The sequence below is a fragment of the Mucilaginibacter boryungensis genome, from assembly GCF_015221995.1.
In the GTDB taxonomy this organism is placed as follows: Bacteria; Bacteroidota; Bacteroidia; order Sphingobacteriales; family Sphingobacteriaceae; genus Mucilaginibacter; species Mucilaginibacter boryungensis.
Window position 1 is genome coordinate 1,131,446 of the sequence record NZ_JADFFM010000002.1, and the last position, 20,685, is coordinate 1,152,130.

Consider the following 20,685-nt stretch of genomic DNA (forward strand, 5'->3'; position numbering starts at 1 on the left):
TACTGAGTTGCAACTAGTAGCAACTCTTCCAAACTCTTATCACATTATGAAAAAAACCTTCCTGACAGCTATTGCTGTACTTTCTTTAATCCCTTTTGCGTCAAAAGCGCAATGGTCTACTACCAGTCCTAATACATATTTTACTTATACAGGCAATGTCGGTATTGGCACAACAACTTATTCATCGTTATTAACCGTTGGTTCAGCTTCAACACGGGGAACGTTTAATCTTGTAGGAAGTACCGCTGATGTCGCTGCCTTTAGTATCTCAGATTCCCGTACGAATGGGCATCAATTTACCTTTTACAACGGGGCCTCAGGACTTGGCAACCTGGATTTATATGACCAAACAGCAGGCGCATATCGGTTTACCATAAACTCGTTAGGTAACATTGGCATTGGCACCATAACCCCCAGTTATAAACTGCAAGTAAATGGTTCGACCGCGGGCATATCAAACACCACAACAGATTGGGTTGTCGGGTCTACCGGAAGTATAATTAATTTGTCAACAGGTGCATCAACTGGAAACACTTATAGTTCACTAAATGCTTTAAGTAATGGCGGAGGTGCCTGGAGCGATCTTGCTATACAGAGTGGAGGTGGCAATGTGGGTATCGGCACTACAAATCCTTCATTAAAATTAGATATAAATGGTCAATTATTAATCGAAGGCAATAATAGTTTAAATCTGGGAACCACTTCCCACCAAATAACTAATAATAGCGGAATTGTTATTCAGCAAAATACGGCCGGTGAGGATATTTCAATTAATAACCTCCAGAACAATAGTCTGATTTTTAAAACAACTAACACAGAACGTGTAAAGATTGATGGATCGGGTAAAGTGGGTATCGGCACCACCAACCCGGATGAACTACTTTCCGTAAACGGTACTATTCATTCCAAAGAGGTGAAAGTCAATCTGACAGGCTTACCGGACTACGTTTTCAAACCCGACTATCACCTACCAACCTTATCAGAAGTAAAAACTTACATCGATAAAAACAGCCATTTACCTGACATACCAGCTGCGCAAGAAGTAGAAAAGAACGGGCTTAACCTGGGCGAGATGAATAAGCTTTTATTGAAGAAGGTGGAGGAGTTGACTTTGTATCTAATCGAGCAGAATAAAAGAATCGAGATACTAGAGAAACAAGTAAAAAATCAATAATATGAAAAGGGTATTCTTCAAAATTTTAATGACCTCTTTGTTCCTGCTGCCGGCGGTGGCAATGGCACAAAATGAAGCAGTGATTCCACCATCAAACCGTTCTACGGCCACGTTGGAGAAAAATTTGTTGTTTTATGCAACTACACATTATACCGTTTCGCAGCAGGGGTCGGTCTCGTTTTCTTTACCCAACTTTTTTGACGGGAATTATCAACCGCAATATAGCGGTACACTAGATCCCAATGATCCATATATAGTGACCATCGAAGGCCTACCGAATGTTCACGTACAGGCGGGCGCCTGGATAGGCTGGACAACCCGTTACTATAACTCGACCAAATTTAAAATTGAAGTTTATAATGTTTATGATTATGGCGGTATGGCGGGTTATCCCGCACCGAATACCTGGGTAACGGTAGCTAATGAGACGAACTACGGCGGCGGCAGCTATATAGCTTCTGTTGCTAATGTGTCAGTTAGCAAAATCAGATTTACCTTTTATAACGGCACCGGCCCCAATAATAATATCGGCATATCCGAGCTTTTCTTTATTCACCCCGAGGCAACAGTAGCTTTTGATAACCTGATGGTTCAATATGATCGGAATGGCAATGTTGGTATCGGCACGCCAAATTCCCATGGCGATAAATTGGCGGTTAATGGCACCGTTCACGCCAAACAGGTAAATGTAGATATGGTTAATTGGGCCGATTACGTGTTCAAACCCGATTATCACCTGCCAACCTTATCAGAAGTAAAAACTTACATCGACAAAAACAGCCATTTACCAGAGATACCATCCGCACAGGAAGTTGAAAAGAACGGGCTTAACCTGGGCGAGATGAATAGGCTTTTACTAAAGAAAGTGGAAGAATTGATGCTTTATTTGATTGAGCAAAATAAAAAGCTTGATCTGCAACAGCAACAAATCACAAAACAGCAAACCCAACAAAAAGAAATTGACGAACTGCGGAAGCAAGTCAAAACCTTATTGAAAAAGAAATCGTAAAAGTACTGAGTTGCAATTAGTAGCAACTTTCTAAACTCTTATCACATTATGAAAAAAGTCTATTTTGCAGCAATTGCTGTTATCTCCTTAATTCCTTTTGTTTCAAAAGCACAATGGTCGACTACCAGCCCTGATACACATTTTACTTATACAGGTAATGTGGGTATCGGCACCGCAAGTCCTCCACGCAAACTTACCATATCAAATAACGGAGCCGAAGGATTGGAAATTGGACCAGGTAATCTCGTTGGGGATGCTGCTAATGCGGTTACCTCGGTCTATTACAATAGAAATACAAGCTCGTATATTGATAACGTGCAATTTGCCGGAACTTATTGGTTTACGATCGGTGGGCGGTCAACACCATCGATCCTCATCAATTCCGCTGGTAATGTTGGCATTGGCACGGCAACACCTGTCACTTTGCTACATACTGTTGTGCCCAGTACGAAAACTGCCGCAACAGGTAACGTTGTTTCGTTTCTTTCAACTAATGAAGCTACCGCCCCTTTTGGCTTACGAACAATGATTTATGGAGCTGCCGCGCTTTCAGACAGATATATTACGTTACAAACAACTGATTATGCATCGGTAGATGGTGGTAATATTATATTACAACCTGCAACTGGCAATGTCGGTATCGGCACCACAGGTCCGCTTGCAAAGCTCAGTGTAGTTGGCGGCGCACTTACCACATCGGGCGCTGGTTTATCTATATCATCTGCCCTCACAACGGGTAGATTGACTACCGGACAGGTTAATTCAATACATAATTGGCTTGACAATGAGAGTTTGGAGTTAAGTTCAGGCTCGTCCGAAAAGACCGGTATTGCGATAGAAGGCCAAACCAGCGCATTAGGTTCAACAGTGAGAATGTTTACAGGTGGGAATGAAAACCTTCGTATGCTTGCTAATGGCAAAGTTGGCATCGGCACCACCACGCCCGACGAACTACTCTCAGTAAACGGCACTATCCATTCCAAAGAAGTGAAGGTTAATCTGACTGGGTTGCCAGACTATGTATTTAAACCCGAGTATCATCTGCCAACCCTGGCTGAAGTAAAAAGCTATATCGATAAAAACAGCCATTTACCCGAAATTCCATCGGCACAAGAGGTGGAAAAAAATGGCCTGAACCTGGGCGAGATGAACAAGCTGCTATTGAAAAAGGTAGAAGAGTTGACGTTGTACTTGGTTGAGAAGGATAAAGAAGTAAAAGGTCAACAAGGGGAGATAAAACAACAGAAAGCAGTAACCCAGAACCAGCAAAGCCAAATTGATGAGTTGCGCAAGCAAGTCGAAACCTTATTGAAAAAGAAACCGTAAAAGTATAGGTAATATCAATCTATCATAAGCTCTTATCACATCATGAAAAAAGTCTTTCTGACAGCTATTGCTGTTATCTCTTTAATTCCTTTTGTTTCAAAAGCGCAGTGGACGTCAGGCCCGGGTAATATAAACAACACAAATTCCGGGAATGTGGGTATAGGAACAACGACACCTTCAGCTAGACTTGAGGTAACACCAGGAACAGGTACTTACGGAATGATAATTAATGGTGGTGACACGGGTAGTCTACGATGGGGAGCGGGAGCTCAGGCGGCTTTGAGCTATGATACGGGAATGGCAATAATTTACGGCTTGTCAGGACAGGCACTTTCTCTTGGCGCCGGTGGCTTATATAATCAGTTTTATATCAAACCCGGTGGCAACGTCGGTATTGGCACCACAAGCCCCGGAACAAAGCTGGAAGTTGGCACAGGCACCGATGCCACAGGAGTTATTTCATTATGGAACGCGTATTCAAGTTCGCAAACAGGGCAACTATTATTTAAATCAAATAATAGTTTTAATGCAAATTTAGGTATAGCAGCCATTTCAGCGATTGACGTGGGTACAGTAAATGAATCCAAAGGTGCTATGGTGTTCTCCACTGGCAATCAAGCAACGCCTGTTGAGCGTTTACGTATTGATAATCTTGGCAACGTTGGTATTGGTACCGCAAGCCCTCAGCAAGCCTTAGATATAGGCGATGGCACAAACGGCCGGTCGATAGTATGGAGTGGTGGCGGTGGTGGCTGGTATTCCTCTATCGGTACGAGCTACAGTGGCGGCGCCACAAATATTTTAAGCGGACTGAAACTGAGTACCAGTGCCGACCAAACATTATCTTCTTATTCCGGTTCGATAGGAGCTTCCGGAACAAGGTGGGATTTACTGTCTGGAGATATTTCTTTTTTTAATGCGCCGCAGGCATCACAAACGGCAGGCAATGCATTCGATTTCGCAGCCAACACCAAGCTAATAATTAAGTCATCGGGTAGGATCGGTATCGGCACCACCACTCCCGATGAACTGCTCTCGGTAAAGGGCACGATCCATTCCAAAGAAGTAAAAGTGGATATGAATTTCCTGCCGGACTATGTGTTCAAACCCGGTTATAAACTACCTACCCTCGCAGAAATAAAAACTTATATTGATAAAAACAGCCATTTACCAGAGATCCCGTCGGCACAAGAAGTAGAAAAGAATGGGCTGAACTTGGGTGAGATGAATAAACTTTTATTGAAAAAGGTGGAGGAGTTGACTTTGTATTTGATTGAGAAAGATGAGCTATTGAAATCACAAACCGAATCAAGTAAACGGCAACAAAGTGAGATTGAGCAACTAAAAAGTCAAATCATAGACATACATAAAGAGTTATTGAGCTTTAAAAAATAATATTTATCACCTTATCTGTTACATATCATGAACACCTCAAAAATACAGTTTCCCGTAGGCCTGATCGCGCTATTATTAGTCCTAGGTTGCTCTTTCAATGCAGATTGCCAGCAATACAATTTAGGCACTATTGTACCGCCATCACCTAATGCAGCTTCTTTAGGAAAATTTGGCGGGATAAATACTAATCTCTCATCAGGTGCGGTAAACTTTAATATTGCGATAGCCAACTATAAAACAAGTAAACTCAGTTTACCCATATCTGTAAGTTATTCCAGTAATGGTTTTAAGGTAGACGAAATCGCATCTCGCGTAGGTACGGGCTGGAACTTGAATGCCGGCGGCGTGATTACCAGAACGGTGTATGGGGTGATGGATGAGTATAGTGCCAGGCCGAGGCTAACCGAGTTACAATATAGCAGCAAATCACCCAGAGATCAGATAAATTATCTAAATGATATTACCGCTCAATCTCAGGGCCTTTTTCGAGCTGAACCGGATGTAGGTGTGGACGGGCAGCCGGATATGTTTAATTTTAACTTTAACGGCCTGACCGGGCAGTTCATTATAAAACATCTCTACGGTAGCGGCACCAGCGCACATTTTGAATGTGTGTTATTGAATCATTCCGGGTTAAAGATGGAAACCGGATTAGGAAGCTTGGTGGCTACTGGTTATGCTTTCAAAGCGACCACGATTGATGGGGTCCAATATATTTTCAATGCAACAGAATCTACTGTTCAAAATGATGGCCTAATCAATGATATTCCAATGGCTTGCCCACAACTTGGCAGTGCAGTAGTGGTTCCTTCAGCGTTTTATCTTTCACAGATCATACATCCTAATAAAGACACGATCAATTTAATTTACATTCCTCGCGCTTTTCATTACGCTACAGGTATCACACAGTCCATCTATCATATTGATCCTGCTCATCCCGCAGAAACTTGCGGCGATCCAGCAAGCGGTTTTACATATCCGGGCTTTACAGATAATCTCTGCGCAAATACGCTGAAAACAAATGGTTGGATCTTATCGGAAATTAACTCTAGGAGCGGTGGCAAAATTAAATTTAACTATATCAACAGAAGTGACTATGACGACCAGCTCCTTTCTTCTATTGTTATATATCAGCCTAATCAGACAGTACCTATAAAAAAGGATACTTTAATATATCAATACGCCAATAACCGGCCATTTTTAATGAGCATTACAGAAAAAGATGCAGGCAACACGTCGAATCAAAAACATGAGTTTAACTATTATAACTTAAGCCAGGTGCCGGCTCACCTTTCCTATTCTCAGGATCATTGGGGATTTTTTAATGGCAAGGCCAATAATACAATGATTCCACGTCCCACAGACCCGGATTTACAATATTATTTCCCTCAGGCAACGGCAAATCGTGACCCCGATCCGGATTTTTGTAAAACCGGTGTTCTGTCATCTGTCAAATACCCTACAGGCGGAAAAGACAGTATTATATACGAAGGTAATTCAAGTTATGGAGAGTTTACGACTTACCCAGCACTTTTCAGTAGTAATATTTATGTAACCGGAAACGGGCTGGCATGGCCAAACTCTACTTATTCGAGTAATGCAGTTATTGCTACTAGACAACGAGTTACTTTGGAAGCTAACTGCGAGGACAACACAATTAATCCAGACGACCCCGTAGTTTATTTTAAGCTCACTAAGGTGGGAACAGGATCGATATATGAAAAGCAATTAAATTATGGTGAAAGTGTATCAACAACCCTAATATTAGAACCGGGTACGTATACATTAGAGACAACTATTTACGGCAATGCGACAGTAAATGGTTTGTTATATTATTTTGAGGGGTCTCCTACAACCCAAGAGATGAACGTGCCTGTCGGGGGTATTCGTGTGGCTAAGGCGATCACCTATGACCCGGTGAGCAATACATCCATTGTAAAAAAATATGGTTATACGCTTTTTGATGATAACACCAAAGTTTCGGCTGACGTCCGTTTGCACGAACAATATTTTGAATCCTTATTAAGTCACGCCCTATGTGCAGAATACAATTCACCTTGTGGCCAGTGGCTTTCGAAAGGTTATTTGTGTATGCATTCCAATAGTATTTATAATATTTACAGCAGCTCGTCGTCTCCGGTTACTTATAAAAATGTCACCGAAATTTTCGGAGAAAACGCTGAAAGAGGGGTTGTCAAGCATGAATTTACCTCCATTCCTGACGCTGATGCAAATGTCCAAAATGGTCGATATGTATCAGGGACACCCGTAACCAGTTTTAACCTTATAAATGGAAAAGAAACCTTTACCGGCATATTTAAAAACACAACCGCGGGTTTAACTCCGGTTAAGAAGATCTTTATTCATTATAAAGATGATGCGCGTAAGGATAGTACCATTGCCGGGTTTTCTGCAATGAGGGAGTACGATTATAACTGTTCGGCATTTATGACTACATCCCCTTTTGCTGAAGAGTTGGCCGCCTACGATCTTACAACCTATCAGATTTATCGTAAATGGTTATATACTGATACGGTTCGCACGCAAACGTTTGATGTTACGGGGACAAGCTACGCCGAAAATATCGAAACTTCGGAATACGGAAATGCTTACCACGCGCTTTTAACAAAGAATACCGAACTCGACAGCAAAGGAAATATACTGATCAGTACCTATACTTACCCTACCGATTATAGCGCCACCATATATGCGAATATGGCAGGATTACATATGCTTAGTCCAGTAGTTGAAAAAAGTGTATTTAAAAATACAAACCTCGAATATTCCACACTGACTAATTACCTTAACCCAAGCGGCAATCTTTACCTGCCGTCCACTGTCCAAAGTAAATTTGGAAGCGGTAGCTATGATACACGCCTTCATTATTCTAATTACGATAGTTTTGGAAATGCCACTTGTGTTTCGAAAGAGAGTGGCCCTAAAGTGGTTTACTTATACAGTTATGGCGGGCAATATCCTATTGCTGAGATAAAAAACGCGGACTATGCCGCAGTGGAAACGGCCTTGGGTGCAACCAATATAGCCAATTTTAGTAATCAGTTCCCTGATAAATCAGCGGTAGATAGTTTTCTGTCAACACTAGTTACCAGCATCCCATCAGCTCAAGTATCAAAATTTGTGTTTACCCCTTTAGTGGGTATGACCAGTATGACCGATGCCAAAGGCCAAACGATGTATTATGAGTATGACAGTTTTCAGCGACTGGTTAATATTAAAGACCAGTATGGCAATATTGTCAAACATAACGACTATCACTATTACAACCAATAAATCGGATCGTCATGAGAACCAACCTATATCATATATACGGCAAAAAGCCTAAAGCTCAAAGCCCTAGGTTATTAACTAGCTGTTTGCTTTTCGCTTTATGTTTTCCGCTTTCGGCTTTAAAAGCGCAAACATACCTTACGACCAATACGCTGTCCGGCACCCAGACGGCGGGCGAATACTATCACAATACCAGCATTACCTTAAGCCCCGGATTCAATTTTACGGCTGCATCCGGGCATAGCCTGCATTTGTATATTGGTAGCCCCGATTGCTTGCCATTGAACACATCCCTGAGCACAAATCAAAACTACATTAGTACGTTGGTGTCAAGAATAGCAGGCATAACCGATAACAGTGGCTTAAACAGCCGGGGTACTTGCGAGGTTATGCAGTCCATTCAATATTTTGATGGGTTAGGACGCCCGGTGCAAACGGTTACGGTTAAGGGCAACCCCACGGCTGATGCAGATTTGATACAGCCATTCGGTTACGACCAGTTTGACAGGGAAGATAAAAAATACCTGCTTTACACCACGCCAACCGGCAGTCCCGGTAGTTACCGAAGCAATGCTTTAACTAGTGGTGCAGGTCTATTTAATTTTTATAACCCAACCGGCAGCGGTACAAGCGGCAACCAACAGGGAAATAGCATCACGGTGATTCCCACCCCTTATGCACAATCATTATTTGAAGCTTCTACGCTTAACCGGATAACAGAACAAGGCACACCTGGAGATACTTGGCAGCCTGCCAGCAGCCGCACAACTACCGGCGGAAGAACAATAGTAATGGAATATGGCTTGAATGTAGCCAGCGAGGTTTTGCAATGGGAAATAAACAGCACCGGTGCGACTGCAAGCACTAGTTACCCGGCCAGCAAACTACAAAAAACCATCCGCAAGGATGAGAACTGGGTAAGTGGAAAAACAGGCACAACCGAAGAATTTAAAGATTTGCAGGACCATGTAATATTAAAGCGCGTTTGGGAAAGCGAGAGCATAAGCCGGTCTACCTATTATATTTACGATGATTTAAATAACATAGCCTATGTGATTCCGCCCGGCTTTACCGCCACAAGTTTTGCCGAAACTGATGCCGCGTTTAATAGTTTTGTTTACGCATATAAGTACGATGACCGCAATAGGCCAATAAAAAAGAAACTGCCCGGCAAGGGCTGGCAATATTTGGTTTATAATAAACTGGACCAGGTAGTAGCTACCCAGGATGCCAATCAACGCCATAAAACGAACCAGGATTGGACGATTGCCAAGTACGATGCTTTGGGCAGGGTGGTAGTGACGGGTATTTATAACTATGGCGCAAACGCCGACCAAGATTATTATAGCAGTGTAAAAACCAATGTGGATGCGGTTACCACCTTATGGGAAACGCCTACCGGCACCAGTAGCAATTATGGCTACGATAATTCCAGCTTCCCGGCTAACATAAGCCAAGTATTAACAGTCAATTATTACGATAACTATAACTTTGCCGGTACTAATCCCTACACCTATGGCTCGGCCAGTAGTATGACCAAAGGCTTTCTGACGGGAACCCTAACCAATGTGTTGGGTACAACTGATATGTTGTGGGATGTGCATTATTATAATGATAAAGGCCAGAATATTAAAACCTTCGCGCAACATTATTTAGCCGGTATGCAAAGTATTTACAATTATGACGAAATAAGCAACACTTACGATTTCACTAACGCTATAATCAGTACCGACAGAAAACACTATTCCAAAAACAGCGGCAATACCGCAGCGGTATTAGCGCTTACCGTAGATAACGCCTACGATTATGACCATATGGGCCGTAAAGTAAAAACCTGGGAGCAAATTAATGGGGGCACCAATATCCTGTTAAGTAAAATCGATTATAATGAGATAGGGCAGTTGAAAACCAAATATTTGCATAGCGTAGATAATGGCACAACCTTTTTGCAACATTTAGATTATACCTATAACGAGCGTGGCTGGCTGCGTACGGCCAATAGCAGCAGTAATTTGTTTAACTTGGAAATGCAATATAACAGCCCCAGCACAGGCAGACAGTTTAACGGCAATATAGCAGCCCAGGTATGGACAACGAGCGGACAAAGCCAGAAAACGTTTACTTATAGTTACGATCCATTAAATCGTTTAACCGATGGCGTATCATCTGACAATTATAAGGAAACGGGCATAACTTATGATCCAATGGGTAATATTACGGCCTTGCAGCGTTACTGGAACAATACGTTGATAGATAACCTGGCTTACAACTATAGTAGTACTAACCAGGTGCAAAGCATAGCCGATGCCAGCAGCGATATCGGGCCAAACGGTTACAAAGCCGGGACCTATACTTATGCCTACGATAATAACGGCAATATGGTTACCGATAATAGTAAAGGTTTAACAGTTACCTACAACTTGCTTAATCTCCCGCAAACCAATACACTGGCGAGCGGCACTATTAACTATACTTATGATGCGATAGGAAATAAGCTGAGGAAAGTAAGTGGTGGTACGACAACCGACTATATAAGTGGCATACAATACGAGAGCGGCATTATCAGCTTTGTACATACCGAAGAAGGCCGGGTGTTAAACCTTACCGGCACACCCAATTACGAGTACAGCCTGAGCGACCATTTAGGAAATAACCGGGTCAACTTTGACAGCCAGCATGGAGGCAGCACACCAACCCAAACAAATGACTATATGCCGTTTGGTATGGCTATACAAGGATCAGTTGTAACCAGTCCCCCTAATAACTACCTTTATAATAAGAAAGAGTTGCAGGATGGTCTAAGCCAGTACGATTATGGCGCACGGTTTTACGACCCAGTTATTGGTAGATGGACAACTCCCGATCCCTTGGCAGAAGTTTCGCGGAGGTTTAGCCCCTATTCCTACGGTTATAATAACCCAGTTCGCGTGATCGACCCGGACGGAATGTTGGCCAAGTTCAGTTTCGCTACAGGTGGATATGCTGAAGGTAACTATAATAACGATATGACCACACAAGATGGATTCGGAAGAAATAAATATGATGAAAATGGGCAATATATACCGCCAATTGACCGAGGGAAGATTGATTGGAGTGCATTGGCTGCCCAGCAATATCAGACTGAAGGTAACTCGGAGGAAGGGCAAAACAGCAATGTAACTACTGATAAGAATCAAACGGCGAAAGAGGGTGATAAACCAGCTAGTAATGTTGGGCCAAAGCCTAAGGCAACGCCGGATTCTAAGTCGAAAGCCAATTGGATTGAGAAAGCCGGTACTTATCTGTGGGGAGCTACATTTCCGGCAGTTATTTTGGCAAAACAACATGGATCACTCGGGGCAACAGGAGAGCAGTTCGGTACAGGAACATTAATAATGGGGGTAGCAATTGATATTATAGGTGTTAATAATTATTATAAAGGTGCGAAGAATTCCGTTAACCCTAATATAGCCAGAAAAAACACTATATTCGCTCTTGGAGGTGAGATTTTTCCACCTATTGGGATATCATATTTTACTGCTGGACAAATTTACCCCGGTGGGACTGAAGGTTGGCTTGCCGATTGGCACCATGTTATTTTCCCTAATCAAACATCGTATCCAAGGCATCAAGATATACAGGAACAACAAAAAAACGAAAATAAATAACACTTGAAATATGACCTTAAAGAAAGCATATTATTATTTGTTTTATACTTTTTGGAGATTTTTTGAGAGTAACCCTTTGAAGTGGGGCACAGTTTGGAAAGCGGGTGCATCAATTAGTGTTTTGGAAACGATATTTGTTTGTAGTATATTAAATTATTATAATATTTTTATTGATAGAAAATTCAATTATGAGATAACTTCACCAGAATTGATAATTCCAATTATCTTGATTATGATTACCAATTATCATTTTTTTTCAAAAAATGATAATTGGATGGATTATGCTGAGGAATTTAATGTTTGGCCAACAGAAAAGAATTTTAAAGGAGGTCTTTTTGTCTTATTATTTGTTATTGCTATTTTAGGCAGTTTGTTTTATTCATTTTATTTAATGAGTAATATTAATTGGAAACGGTATTAATTACTAAGTTAGTTATTTAATTTCTAATCGTTTACTAACTGACGCAAGTATGCAACATTAACGGAACGTAAGAGTACTTGTGCCTGAGCTAATACCAAGCCCAACCTAACAGTTGGGCTTTTACTTATTTAGTTTGCTTTAGAAGGCATACAGCACTTTTACCTTTAAAAGGTAAGGAAGGGAGGCACACCACCAAATCAACATCCACATATACACTTTTTATTTAGAGGTATCTACCCTTGCTTATTAACTGTCCATAACCCTAATTCAAGATTTATAGCACCCTTATAAACTAAGAAATTTCAACATTCCTGAATTGACATTAAGCTTTCACCAAGAAGTTTTGCCTTTTAAAAAGTCAGGTTGGACATCCCAAGCACAAAGCAAGTAAGTCAATTCAAGATTTTAACTAACCCTATAAAGTAAGAAATCTTCATTTTCTTGAATTAACATTGTATCCTAATTCAACTTTTGTATTTACCCCTATAAAAGAAATATTGAAATTCTTGAATTAGAAGTATAAGGCATAGGTAGGTGAAGTAATGAATTATTAGGCAAAGTTACGTTTATAGCTACTGAAGCGTGCAAGAGCTTCCCGCATAAACCCACAAGTCAACGCCTCACATACCCATTTATTCGTTTGCCATCTTGCACTTGATTGCTATAAACGTGTAGCGCATCACAAGATCAGACTTGTTTATTTTAGATCCACGTAAGTCAGGTTGGATTCAGCCGTTTAATCAATCACCGTTAGTGCTTTAAATATAGTTACGGGTTCCTGATATCGCAACAGATACTTGCAGTCGCCTTCAGGCTTTCTCTGCAAAGACCTTTTGCTTTGCTCGCACCAACTCCACTTTGTTTCGTTGGGTTACAGGCTCGCGAAACAATTAATCAATGACGCACCTTTGCCATCATTTGGCAATTCTCTCTTACCGATATTTGTTATTAACTAAAAGATATTCTATAAAAAAAACAAAATGCAATTAACCATTGCGCAATTGAAGAAAACTATTTAGCTTAGTTTATCGCTGTACCTAACGCAGCGCAGTACTTAAATCTATCACAATGAAAAAAACCTTCCTGTTCGGGGCATTGCTATGCCTATGTCTTTTTGCGTATGCGGATACCGGCTCGTTTTCAGTCGGTGGCGATTTTAATAAGTTTTACCCGGTGACCATCGTGGACGGGGGCTGGCCAAATAATGCCGCCAGCGAGATCGAACTGGGTCGTTCGAATGTACATGAGGATAGTAATTGGCGAGGTTCGTTAATGGCCAAGTTTACTTATCATGTGACGAATTGGGGACACGGGGCCAACTTTATTGATGCCGACATTAATGCAGGAACTGCTGAATTTATCGCCGGCTGGATCGACGGCACCTACGGCAATGCAAATCAAAACATCATTGTTTGGCTGCGCGGGGGCGGGACTACTTATCATTTCAAATCGAATTACACGACGTATGTCACCGTTTATGACGGGGTGCAGCACGCTTTGCCATACCAGACCAGTTACGGCACTTATGACTCTAAAACAACTCGCGATTATTATGTGAACCCCTTTGGCATGTCTTACGGGGGCAATATTTATATTAACGGTCCGGGAGAAAACTATTTTAGTGGTGGTGTGGCTATCGGGCAGTATGATACAGAAGGCTATGCACTTAACGTAAACGGTAATATCCATACTAAAGAAGTAAATGTAAATCTATCGAACTGGCACTATCCGGATTATGTGTTTAAACCAACTTACCGCCTGCCTACCTTAAAAGAGGTGGACAGCTACATCGCTGCCAACCATCATTTACCCGATGTGCCAACCGAGCAGCAAGTGATGAAAAACGGCCTGAACCTTGGCGAAATGAACCAGGCCCTATTGAAAAAGGTAGAGGAACTCACTTTATACCTGATCGAGAAGGACAAGGAGATCGATGATCTAAAACAACAAAAGTCAGTCAGTCAGACCCAGCAAAACCAAATCGACGAATTGCGCAAGCAAGTTGAAACCTTATTGAAAAAGAAATCGTAAAAGTACTGGGTTGCAATTAGTAGCAATCCTAATAAACTCTTATCACATTATGAAAAAAGTCTATTTTGCAGCAATTGCTGCTATCTCTTTAATTCCTTTTGTTTCAAAAGCGCAGTGGTTACCTAATGGTGCTACCACCGGGAATATCTATTATTATTCGGGCAATGTGGGTATTTCTACCAATATGCCTGTTAGCCCACTGACCATAGGCTATGCGGGAACTGTGCAGTCAAGTAACGGAATTACCTTAGGCGTCGGTCAAAACAATATAGAGCTTTTGAATTCGACATACGGGAGTGGGTTTGGAGCAAAGATATATGGTGTCGATTCGGGTAACGGACTTACTACCTTACGTATAGCCACGCGGGGAAATTCAACTGCCTGGACAGATGCATTGTCAATTACAGCCAAGGCGGGTTCAACAGGTAATGCCTATGTCGGCATTGGCACCACCACACCCGATGAACTACTCTCAGTAAACGGCACCATTCATTCCAAAGAAGTAAAGATTAATCTGAGCGGCCTGCCGGACTATGTTTTCAAACGCAATTATCACCTGCCCACCCTCGCAGAAGTAAAAACCTACATCGACAAAAACAGCCATTTGCCAGAGATACCATCAGCACAAGAAGTAGAAAAGAACGGGCTTAACCTGGGCGAGATGAATAAGCTATTACTAAAGAAAGTAGAGGAGTTGACTTTGTATTTAATTGATAAGGACAAGGAAGTAAAAGGTCAGCAAAAAGAAATAAATCAGCTAAAACAACAGCAAGCATTAAATCAAATACAGCAACAACAAATTGACGACTTGAAGAAACAGCTTGAACTGCTAAGCGAAAAAATCCGTAAAAACTAAATATTATCTTATCACCATGAAACGTTTTTTTACCTTATTCGCGATGTTCATCGCTATTCATTCTTACGCACAATTCAGTACAACTTCAGGGATAACTGCTACAACTGATCCTGTAGGAATAGGAACTACCAGCCTCCCTACAGAGGGGAAACTTCAAGTAAATGGTTTGATCGATAATATCGCTGTAAATAATTATGGTGCGTTCCGAATATACAACGGCTCCAATTTTCCGGGCGGGATAGGGACCGATTCATGGGCCCATGGCGGCAGCAGTGCTGATTTTACGGTTTACGGTAGCCATAATTTGTATTTAACGGCTGGTGATCAAAAGAGAATGACACTTCTCAGTTCCGGTAATGTCGGAATCGGTACAACCAGCCCGCTTGCAACTTTAGACGTTGGCAAAACGTTGGCGTCCGGAGAATTGGCTTCAGTATTGGCCAGGTTGAACGAGGGTAATACCAGTGGTAGCGGCACCTATTTGGGTATTAGAGGTTATGATACGCAGCCTAATACCACCTATCCAAACTTAAATGACGTTAAAAGCTTCGCCATTGAACACAGCTTTTACGGCATGACAAATAGTTCGATAAATTTTTTACGGGGCGGAGGGATGACAGGTGGCAGTATTTCTTTCAGTACGAATAGCAATATCGAAAGGATGCGTATAGATGGTAATGGCAAAGTCGGCATTGGCACCACCACACCCGACGAACTACTCTCAGTAAACGGCACTATCCATTCCAAAGAAGTGAAGGTTAATCTGACTGGGTTGCCAGACTATGTATTTAAACCCGAGTATCATCTGCCAACCCTGGCTGAAGTAAAAAGCTATATCGATAAAAACAGCCATTTACCCGAAATTCCATCGGCACAAGAGGTGGAAAAAAATGGCCTGAACCTGGGCGAGATGAACAAGCTACTACTAAAGAAAGTAGAGGAGTTGACTTTGTATTTAATTGATAAGGATAAACAAATTGACGAATTGCAGTTAAAACAAAAAATCACCGAAAAACAGCAAAATCAAATTGAGGAATTAAATCGAAAACTGGAAGTACTGATAAATAAAACCTCAAAAACTACGAAATAACCTAAACTATCACAATCCATGAAAAAACACTTAGTTATTTTACTACTTATCATTTGTAGTGGCTATTGCTATGCACAGCCTGCCTTTAACGGTAAACAACTTATTGATGTCACCACGATCACCAACTGGAATTTCGCGGCTAGGCCGGAGGGCTGGTATCGTATCGCGACGGTCTCAGGCGGCGGACGAGGTAATGCTACCTTCGAATTAAGAGATGAGGCAGACCATACCACTTTACGGTTTGAAGTGGGTCTGAATTATAATACACAAGCAGGATCTTCTCTTACAGTAGCTAATCACAGTTACTATTCAGCAGCCACGTTTCCTAAAATACGCCTAATATCGGCTGATACCTATGCTAATGAATACCTGGAAGTGTATGTTGATCCGCACAATAACGACAATCAACCTTTTTATGCCTACCTAATACATGCTTTTGCAGACGGCGACTGGACACTAATTAACTGGACGGCCGGCGCTGTTCCGGCTGGCTATACAGCTACCGAATTCGACACCAATCAATTATTTACAGTCGGCAATGTCCCCAATAAGAATATTCTTCCGATATCCAGGAACGGGTATGTTGGCATCGGTACCACCACTCCACATGAGCCTTATCTGTAAATGGAAACATCCGATCAAAAGAGGTTAAAGTAGAAGCCGCCAACTGGCCCGATTATGTTTTCAAACCGACATATACTTTAACACCACTTAAGGATGTAAAGGCTTTTGTTGATATAAACCACCATCTTCCTGAAATACCTTCTGAGCAAGATATAACAAATGAAGGTGTCAATCTCGGCGAGATGAATAAGCTATTGCTGAAAAAAGTGGAAGAGCTGACTTTATATTTAATTGAAAAGGATAAACAACTTACCGACCAACGAATAACGTCGAACAACAAGAGATCCGGTTAAAAAGGCTCGAAAAAATTATTAAAAAACATAAATAACTAAACCTAATATTACTTTGTATGAGGCCAATCACATTAATTCTTTTATACTGCACACTTGCATGTAGCATAGCGCATTCTCAATCCTTGCCCACAGTTATACCGCCTTCACCTGAAGCGCAGGCGCTTGCCCGATATGGAGAAATTCCGGTCAGTTATAGCACGGGGGTACCTGATATCGATATTCCTTTATACAACGTGTCTATTGGCAAATTAAGCCTTCCTATTAACATCTCATATCATTCATCGGGGATTAAGGTTAGAGATATAGCCAGTATAGTTGGCTTAGGCTGGGTATTGAATGCTGGGGGTATGGTTTCAAGAACCGTGCTTGGGCACGCTGACGAAAACCCTGCAAATTACACCTCAATCTATAAAACTGCCAGCGATATAACAACGGCAATTTTGGCGGCTCAAACTTTCGGGCAGAAAGTCGACGTCTCTGGACAAATGACAAATTTAAGCAACGGAGATTATGAATCTGAATCTGACCGATATACCTATAATTTTAATGGACATTCGGGTGCGTTCAGGTATGACATTAACGGAAACATGCATATGGTACCCTATGCACCGGTAAAAATAACAAAAAACTATCTCAACAATGATCCTTCAGTCCCTCAGGATATGTATTTTACAATAGTTGATGAACAGGGGACACAGTATATATTTAAGGCAGGAGAAGTGTCATCACAGGGTGGCGGTGGGCCGTTGACTGGATGGAACGTCACGAAGATTATCTCAGCGGACGGTAACGATGAAATTAATTTCTCCTACTCAACGGGTGAAACTATCGAGCAATTATCACAAACCTGGACAGTGATAACAGGAGATACATATAATGCGGGGACGGGGGTACCAGGGCGACAAACAACAGTGATTAATCCGGTAACTGCTACATATCATTCACCGCAACGCCTGGTGAGCATTACGACAAAGAACGCACTGATTACATTTGATTATCTGGCAGACAGAACCGATGGACGGCAATTCAGGATAAACAAGGTTACTGTGTATAGTTTGCCATCAAACACAATCATAAAACAGGTTTCTTTTGACCAGTCATATTTCGGAAGTTCGGCTAATCACACACTCAGAATGCGGCTCGATGCTTTGCATATTAGTAATCAGTCGACCGCGGTCCAGAATTATAGTTTTGTTTACAATGACGGTGAGGCGCCGGGTTATTACTATACTCCGGGATACATGTATGAAGGAAGCGGGTTGCCATATATCATCAAGGAGGATTATTGGGGATACAATGGTGGAAACGGTGGCTTACCAAGTGAATTTTTAAACTTTCTAAACAGTTCAGAATTGGCTGCTTATGGGGGGAATTTGAACCCCTGTGCAGTCTGTATGCAGGCTTATATGTTGCGTGAAATACACTATCCCACTGGCGGTAAGACCACCTTTGAGTATGAACCCAATCAGACAAATAACCCCAACTTCTATGGGTATCCCAATCAGGTCAATGCAAATAATGGGATTGTCGGCGGTTTAAGAATAAAGAGCATTAAGTCTTATGCGGATAATACGAGTTCTCCAACATCGCAAAAGAATTACACCTACGATGGTATTGGAGCAGAACAGCAAATATCGCCCGCACTGTTCCGATATGTTCAACAATATTATTATTATGACTCTGACGGTTATTCTGCTTCACCAACTGGTCATCCAACCACCATTAAATTCCTGGGCATCGTTTCGAAAGATGTCGTTACTTCTTCAAGCGTTTTTCCACTAACGATCATGGATGGTTCGCCGGTAATATATAGTCAAGTGACCGAATATAATGGTACAAGCGCAAATAATATAGGGAAAACGGTGTATACATACGATGTTTCCCGGCAATCTACTATGACATTTCAGGACATCCAAAGCGCACCACGATTTATTGCAAGCTATCACTGGGATAAAGGAACAAATAATCCGCTGTTGCAAAAAAAAGAGTATTATAAAAACGAAAATGGCGTATATACACTGGTAAAAAAAACGGAAAATCAATATAGTTACTTAAAGACAAACAGCGAGTTCATCACGGGGGTTAAGGTGGCTCAATTCATGACATTTAAAGACGTAGAGAACTATTTTCCATCAACGTATGCAGAGGTGAGTCCTGATGATTATGTACATTCATTCAATTATGAAGATACAAAGGGATTTGAGGACGTTAGCGTTTTAACGCAAACGCAAACCACTGACAACTCTGATCCTGCACATCCGGTCGTACAGACCGTTAGCTATCAGTATTCTAATGAAGACCATCTGCAGCCAACGCAAAAAACAGTTAGCAGTAGTAATACCGATACGTGGATCACACAATATAAGTATCCTCATGATTTTTCAGGGCAATCGCCGTATAATCTCATGGTGAACACATTTCATATTTGGAGTCCTGTAATAGAACAGCTGGAGTATAAGAATAATACTGGCAATTTTCTGCAATCGACTAAAACTGATTACGGAATTTGGAATGGGAACAATGCGCAAATCTACCCCTCAACGGTATATAGCAAAAAAAGTGCAAGCAGCTACGATTCACGAGTGCAGCTTTTGGGTTATGACACCAATGGAAATATTCAAAGTGTAAAAAAAGTAGGCGGTCCGAAGATCAATTATGTTTATGGTTACGGCGGCCATTTACCAATAGCGCAAATTACCAGTGCCGATTACAGCACAATTGAAACACTTTTGGGTGGCAGCACCGCAGTGCAAGCTTTTCGGGATATTTTATACCCGACAGATGCCCAGGTCAACAACTTTTTGACCCCATTGCGCGTCAGCAGTAATTTGCCAAACGCTCAGGTTATTACGTATACCTATCAGCCATTGGTGGGCATGACCAGTGCAACCGATGCACGGGGCAATACGATCACCTACGAGTATGATAATTTCCAGCGGCTGATTAATGTTAAAGATCAGAACGGAAATATCAAAACCCATTATTGTTACAATTATGCTGGTCAGCAAACGGATTGTACAGTGCCAGTAGTCCCGGTAACCCAAATGGTGTATGCCAAACTGATACCTAATAATAGCTACTCTACTTTAATCAGTGGCTATTCGCACACTTTCAACGATTATTTAGCCAGGTTGTATACTGATGCTGCGTGCACCATACCTTATACCACCCCCACAAACCTGACAGTAAGTTACCTGCAAGCTGTTACCACAACGGATAGTAATAACAACAGTACCACTAACACCTATATCCAAGGTGTTGTGGTGCCGGCTAACAGCAACACCGGCAATACGGGTTATATAGATGTTTCCGGCTGTTTTGCCGATGGGCAAGGCACTATGTCGCAAACGAGCAAAACTACAACAACTACTAAAACCACTACAACTAAGGCGGCCAGTAAAACCTCCTCAACAAGCGGCGGGGCAACTACGAACGGTTTACCAGGCGGAGGTGAGGGCACCAGTTGTAATACCACTGTAATTACGATTACTACCGGCACGGGCTATACACCTGTTAATTAATTACCTAAAC

12 protein-coding genes are annotated in these 20,685 nt (G+C 41.7%); all 12 read left to right on the top strand.

The features are described from left to right. Positions 1 to 46 precede the first annotated feature (46 nt). Positions 47 to 1,174 carry an autotransporter outer membrane beta-barrel domain-containing protein gene (locus IRJ18_RS17920; protein WP_194107667.1) on the top strand — a complete coding sequence of 376 codons (1,128 nt, stop codon included), beginning with the start codon at positions 47 to 49 and terminating at the stop codon, positions 1,172 to 1,174. 1 nt (position 1,175) lies between these two features. Next, positions 1,176 to 2,183 carry a hypothetical protein gene (locus tag IRJ18_RS17925; protein WP_194107668.1) on the top strand — a complete coding sequence of 336 codons (1,008 nt, stop codon included), beginning with the start codon at positions 1,176 to 1,178 and terminating at the stop codon, positions 2,181 to 2,183. Between the two features lie 48 nt (positions 2,184 to 2,231). Next, positions 2,232 to 3,509 (top strand): autotransporter outer membrane beta-barrel domain-containing protein, encoded by a 1,278-nt coding sequence (locus IRJ18_RS17930; RefSeq protein ID WP_194107669.1) that lies wholly within the window; start codon positions 2,232 to 2,234, stop codon positions 3,507 to 3,509. A 42-nt stretch (positions 3,510 to 3,551) separates the two neighbouring features. Next, the gene (locus IRJ18_RS17935; RefSeq protein WP_194107670.1) at positions 3,552 to 4,904 is read left to right on the top strand and encodes a hypothetical protein; all 1,353 of its coding nucleotides are present in this window, start codon (positions 3,552 to 3,554) and stop codon (positions 4,902 to 4,904) included. A gap of 27 nt (positions 4,905 to 4,931) precedes the next feature. After that, positions 4,932 to 8,195, top strand: coding sequence for a hypothetical protein (locus tag IRJ18_RS17940; RefSeq protein ID WP_194107671.1), 3,264 nt, complete (start codon positions 4,932 to 4,934; stop codon positions 8,193 to 8,195). Positions 8,196 to 8,206: 11 nt separating this feature from the next. Then, complete coding sequence (locus IRJ18_RS17945) at positions 8,207 to 11,839, top strand: DUF6443 domain-containing protein (RefSeq protein WP_194107672.1); 3,633 nt, start codon at positions 8,207 to 8,209, stop codon at positions 11,837 to 11,839. 10 nt (positions 11,840 to 11,849) lie between these two features. Further along, on the top strand, positions 11,850 to 12,260 hold the full coding sequence (locus IRJ18_RS17950; RefSeq protein ID WP_194107673.1) for a hypothetical protein: 411 nt from the start codon (positions 11,850 to 11,852) through the stop codon (positions 12,258 to 12,260). Between the two features lie 1,068 nt (positions 12,261 to 13,328). Then, on the top strand, positions 13,329 to 14,291 hold the full coding sequence (locus tag IRJ18_RS17955) for a prefoldin domain-containing protein (RefSeq protein ID WP_194107674.1): 963 nt from the start codon (positions 13,329 to 13,331) through the stop codon (positions 14,289 to 14,291). 49 nt (positions 14,292 to 14,340) lie between these two features. Then, on the top strand, positions 14,341 to 15,147 hold the full coding sequence (locus IRJ18_RS17960) for a hypothetical protein (RefSeq protein WP_194107675.1): 807 nt from the start codon (positions 14,341 to 14,343) through the stop codon (positions 15,145 to 15,147). Between the two features lie 16 nt (positions 15,148 to 15,163). Next, positions 15,164 to 16,237, top strand: a complete 1,074-nt coding sequence (locus IRJ18_RS17965; protein WP_194107676.1) for a prefoldin domain-containing protein — start codon at positions 15,164 to 15,166, stop codon at positions 16,235 to 16,237. 18 nt (positions 16,238 to 16,255) lie between these two features. Then, positions 16,256 to 16,861 carry a hypothetical protein gene (locus IRJ18_RS17970; RefSeq protein WP_194107677.1) on the top strand — a complete coding sequence of 202 codons (606 nt, stop codon included), beginning with the start codon at positions 16,256 to 16,258 and terminating at the stop codon, positions 16,859 to 16,861. A gap of 415 nt (positions 16,862 to 17,276) precedes the next feature. Then, a complete protein-coding gene (locus IRJ18_RS17975; RefSeq protein ID WP_194107678.1) occupies positions 17,277 to 20,675 on the top strand; it encodes a hypothetical protein in 3,399 nt (1,132 codons plus the stop codon). The last annotated feature ends 10 nt before the right edge of the window (positions 20,676 to 20,685 follow it).

What these genes read in the sequence shown, in the direction of transcription:
- IRJ18_RS17960 (WP_194107675.1), top strand. Translation starts at nt 14,341, where the DNA reads ATGAAAAAAGTCTATTTTGCAGCAATTGCTGCTATCTCTTTAATTCCT.
- IRJ18_RS17970 (WP_194107677.1), top strand. Translation starts at nt 16,256, where the DNA reads ATGAAAAAACACTTAGTTATTTTACTACTTATCATTTGTAGTGGCTAT.
- IRJ18_RS17935 (WP_194107670.1), top strand. Translation starts at nt 3,552, where the DNA reads ATGAAAAAAGTCTTTCTGACAGCTATTGCTGTTATCTCTTTAATTCCT.
- IRJ18_RS17950 (WP_194107673.1), top strand. Translation starts at nt 11,850, where the DNA reads ATGACCTTAAAGAAAGCATATTATTATTTGTTTTATACTTTTTGGAGA.
- IRJ18_RS17945 (WP_194107672.1), top strand. Translation starts at nt 8,207, where the DNA reads ATGAGAACCAACCTATATCATATATACGGCAAAAAGCCTAAAGCTCAA.
- IRJ18_RS17920 (WP_194107667.1), top strand. Translation starts at nt 47, where the DNA reads ATGAAAAAAACCTTCCTGACAGCTATTGCTGTACTTTCTTTAATCCCT.
- IRJ18_RS17965 (WP_194107676.1), top strand. Translation starts at nt 15,164, where the DNA reads ATGAAACGTTTTTTTACCTTATTCGCGATGTTCATCGCTATTCATTCT.
- IRJ18_RS17925 (WP_194107668.1), top strand. Translation starts at nt 1,176, where the DNA reads ATGAAAAGGGTATTCTTCAAAATTTTAATGACCTCTTTGTTCCTGCTG.
- IRJ18_RS17940 (WP_194107671.1), top strand. Translation starts at nt 4,932, where the DNA reads ATGAACACCTCAAAAATACAGTTTCCCGTAGGCCTGATCGCGCTATTA.
- IRJ18_RS17930 (WP_194107669.1), top strand. Translation starts at nt 2,232, where the DNA reads ATGAAAAAAGTCTATTTTGCAGCAATTGCTGTTATCTCCTTAATTCCT.
- IRJ18_RS17955 (WP_194107674.1), top strand. Translation starts at nt 13,329, where the DNA reads ATGAAAAAAACCTTCCTGTTCGGGGCATTGCTATGCCTATGTCTTTTT.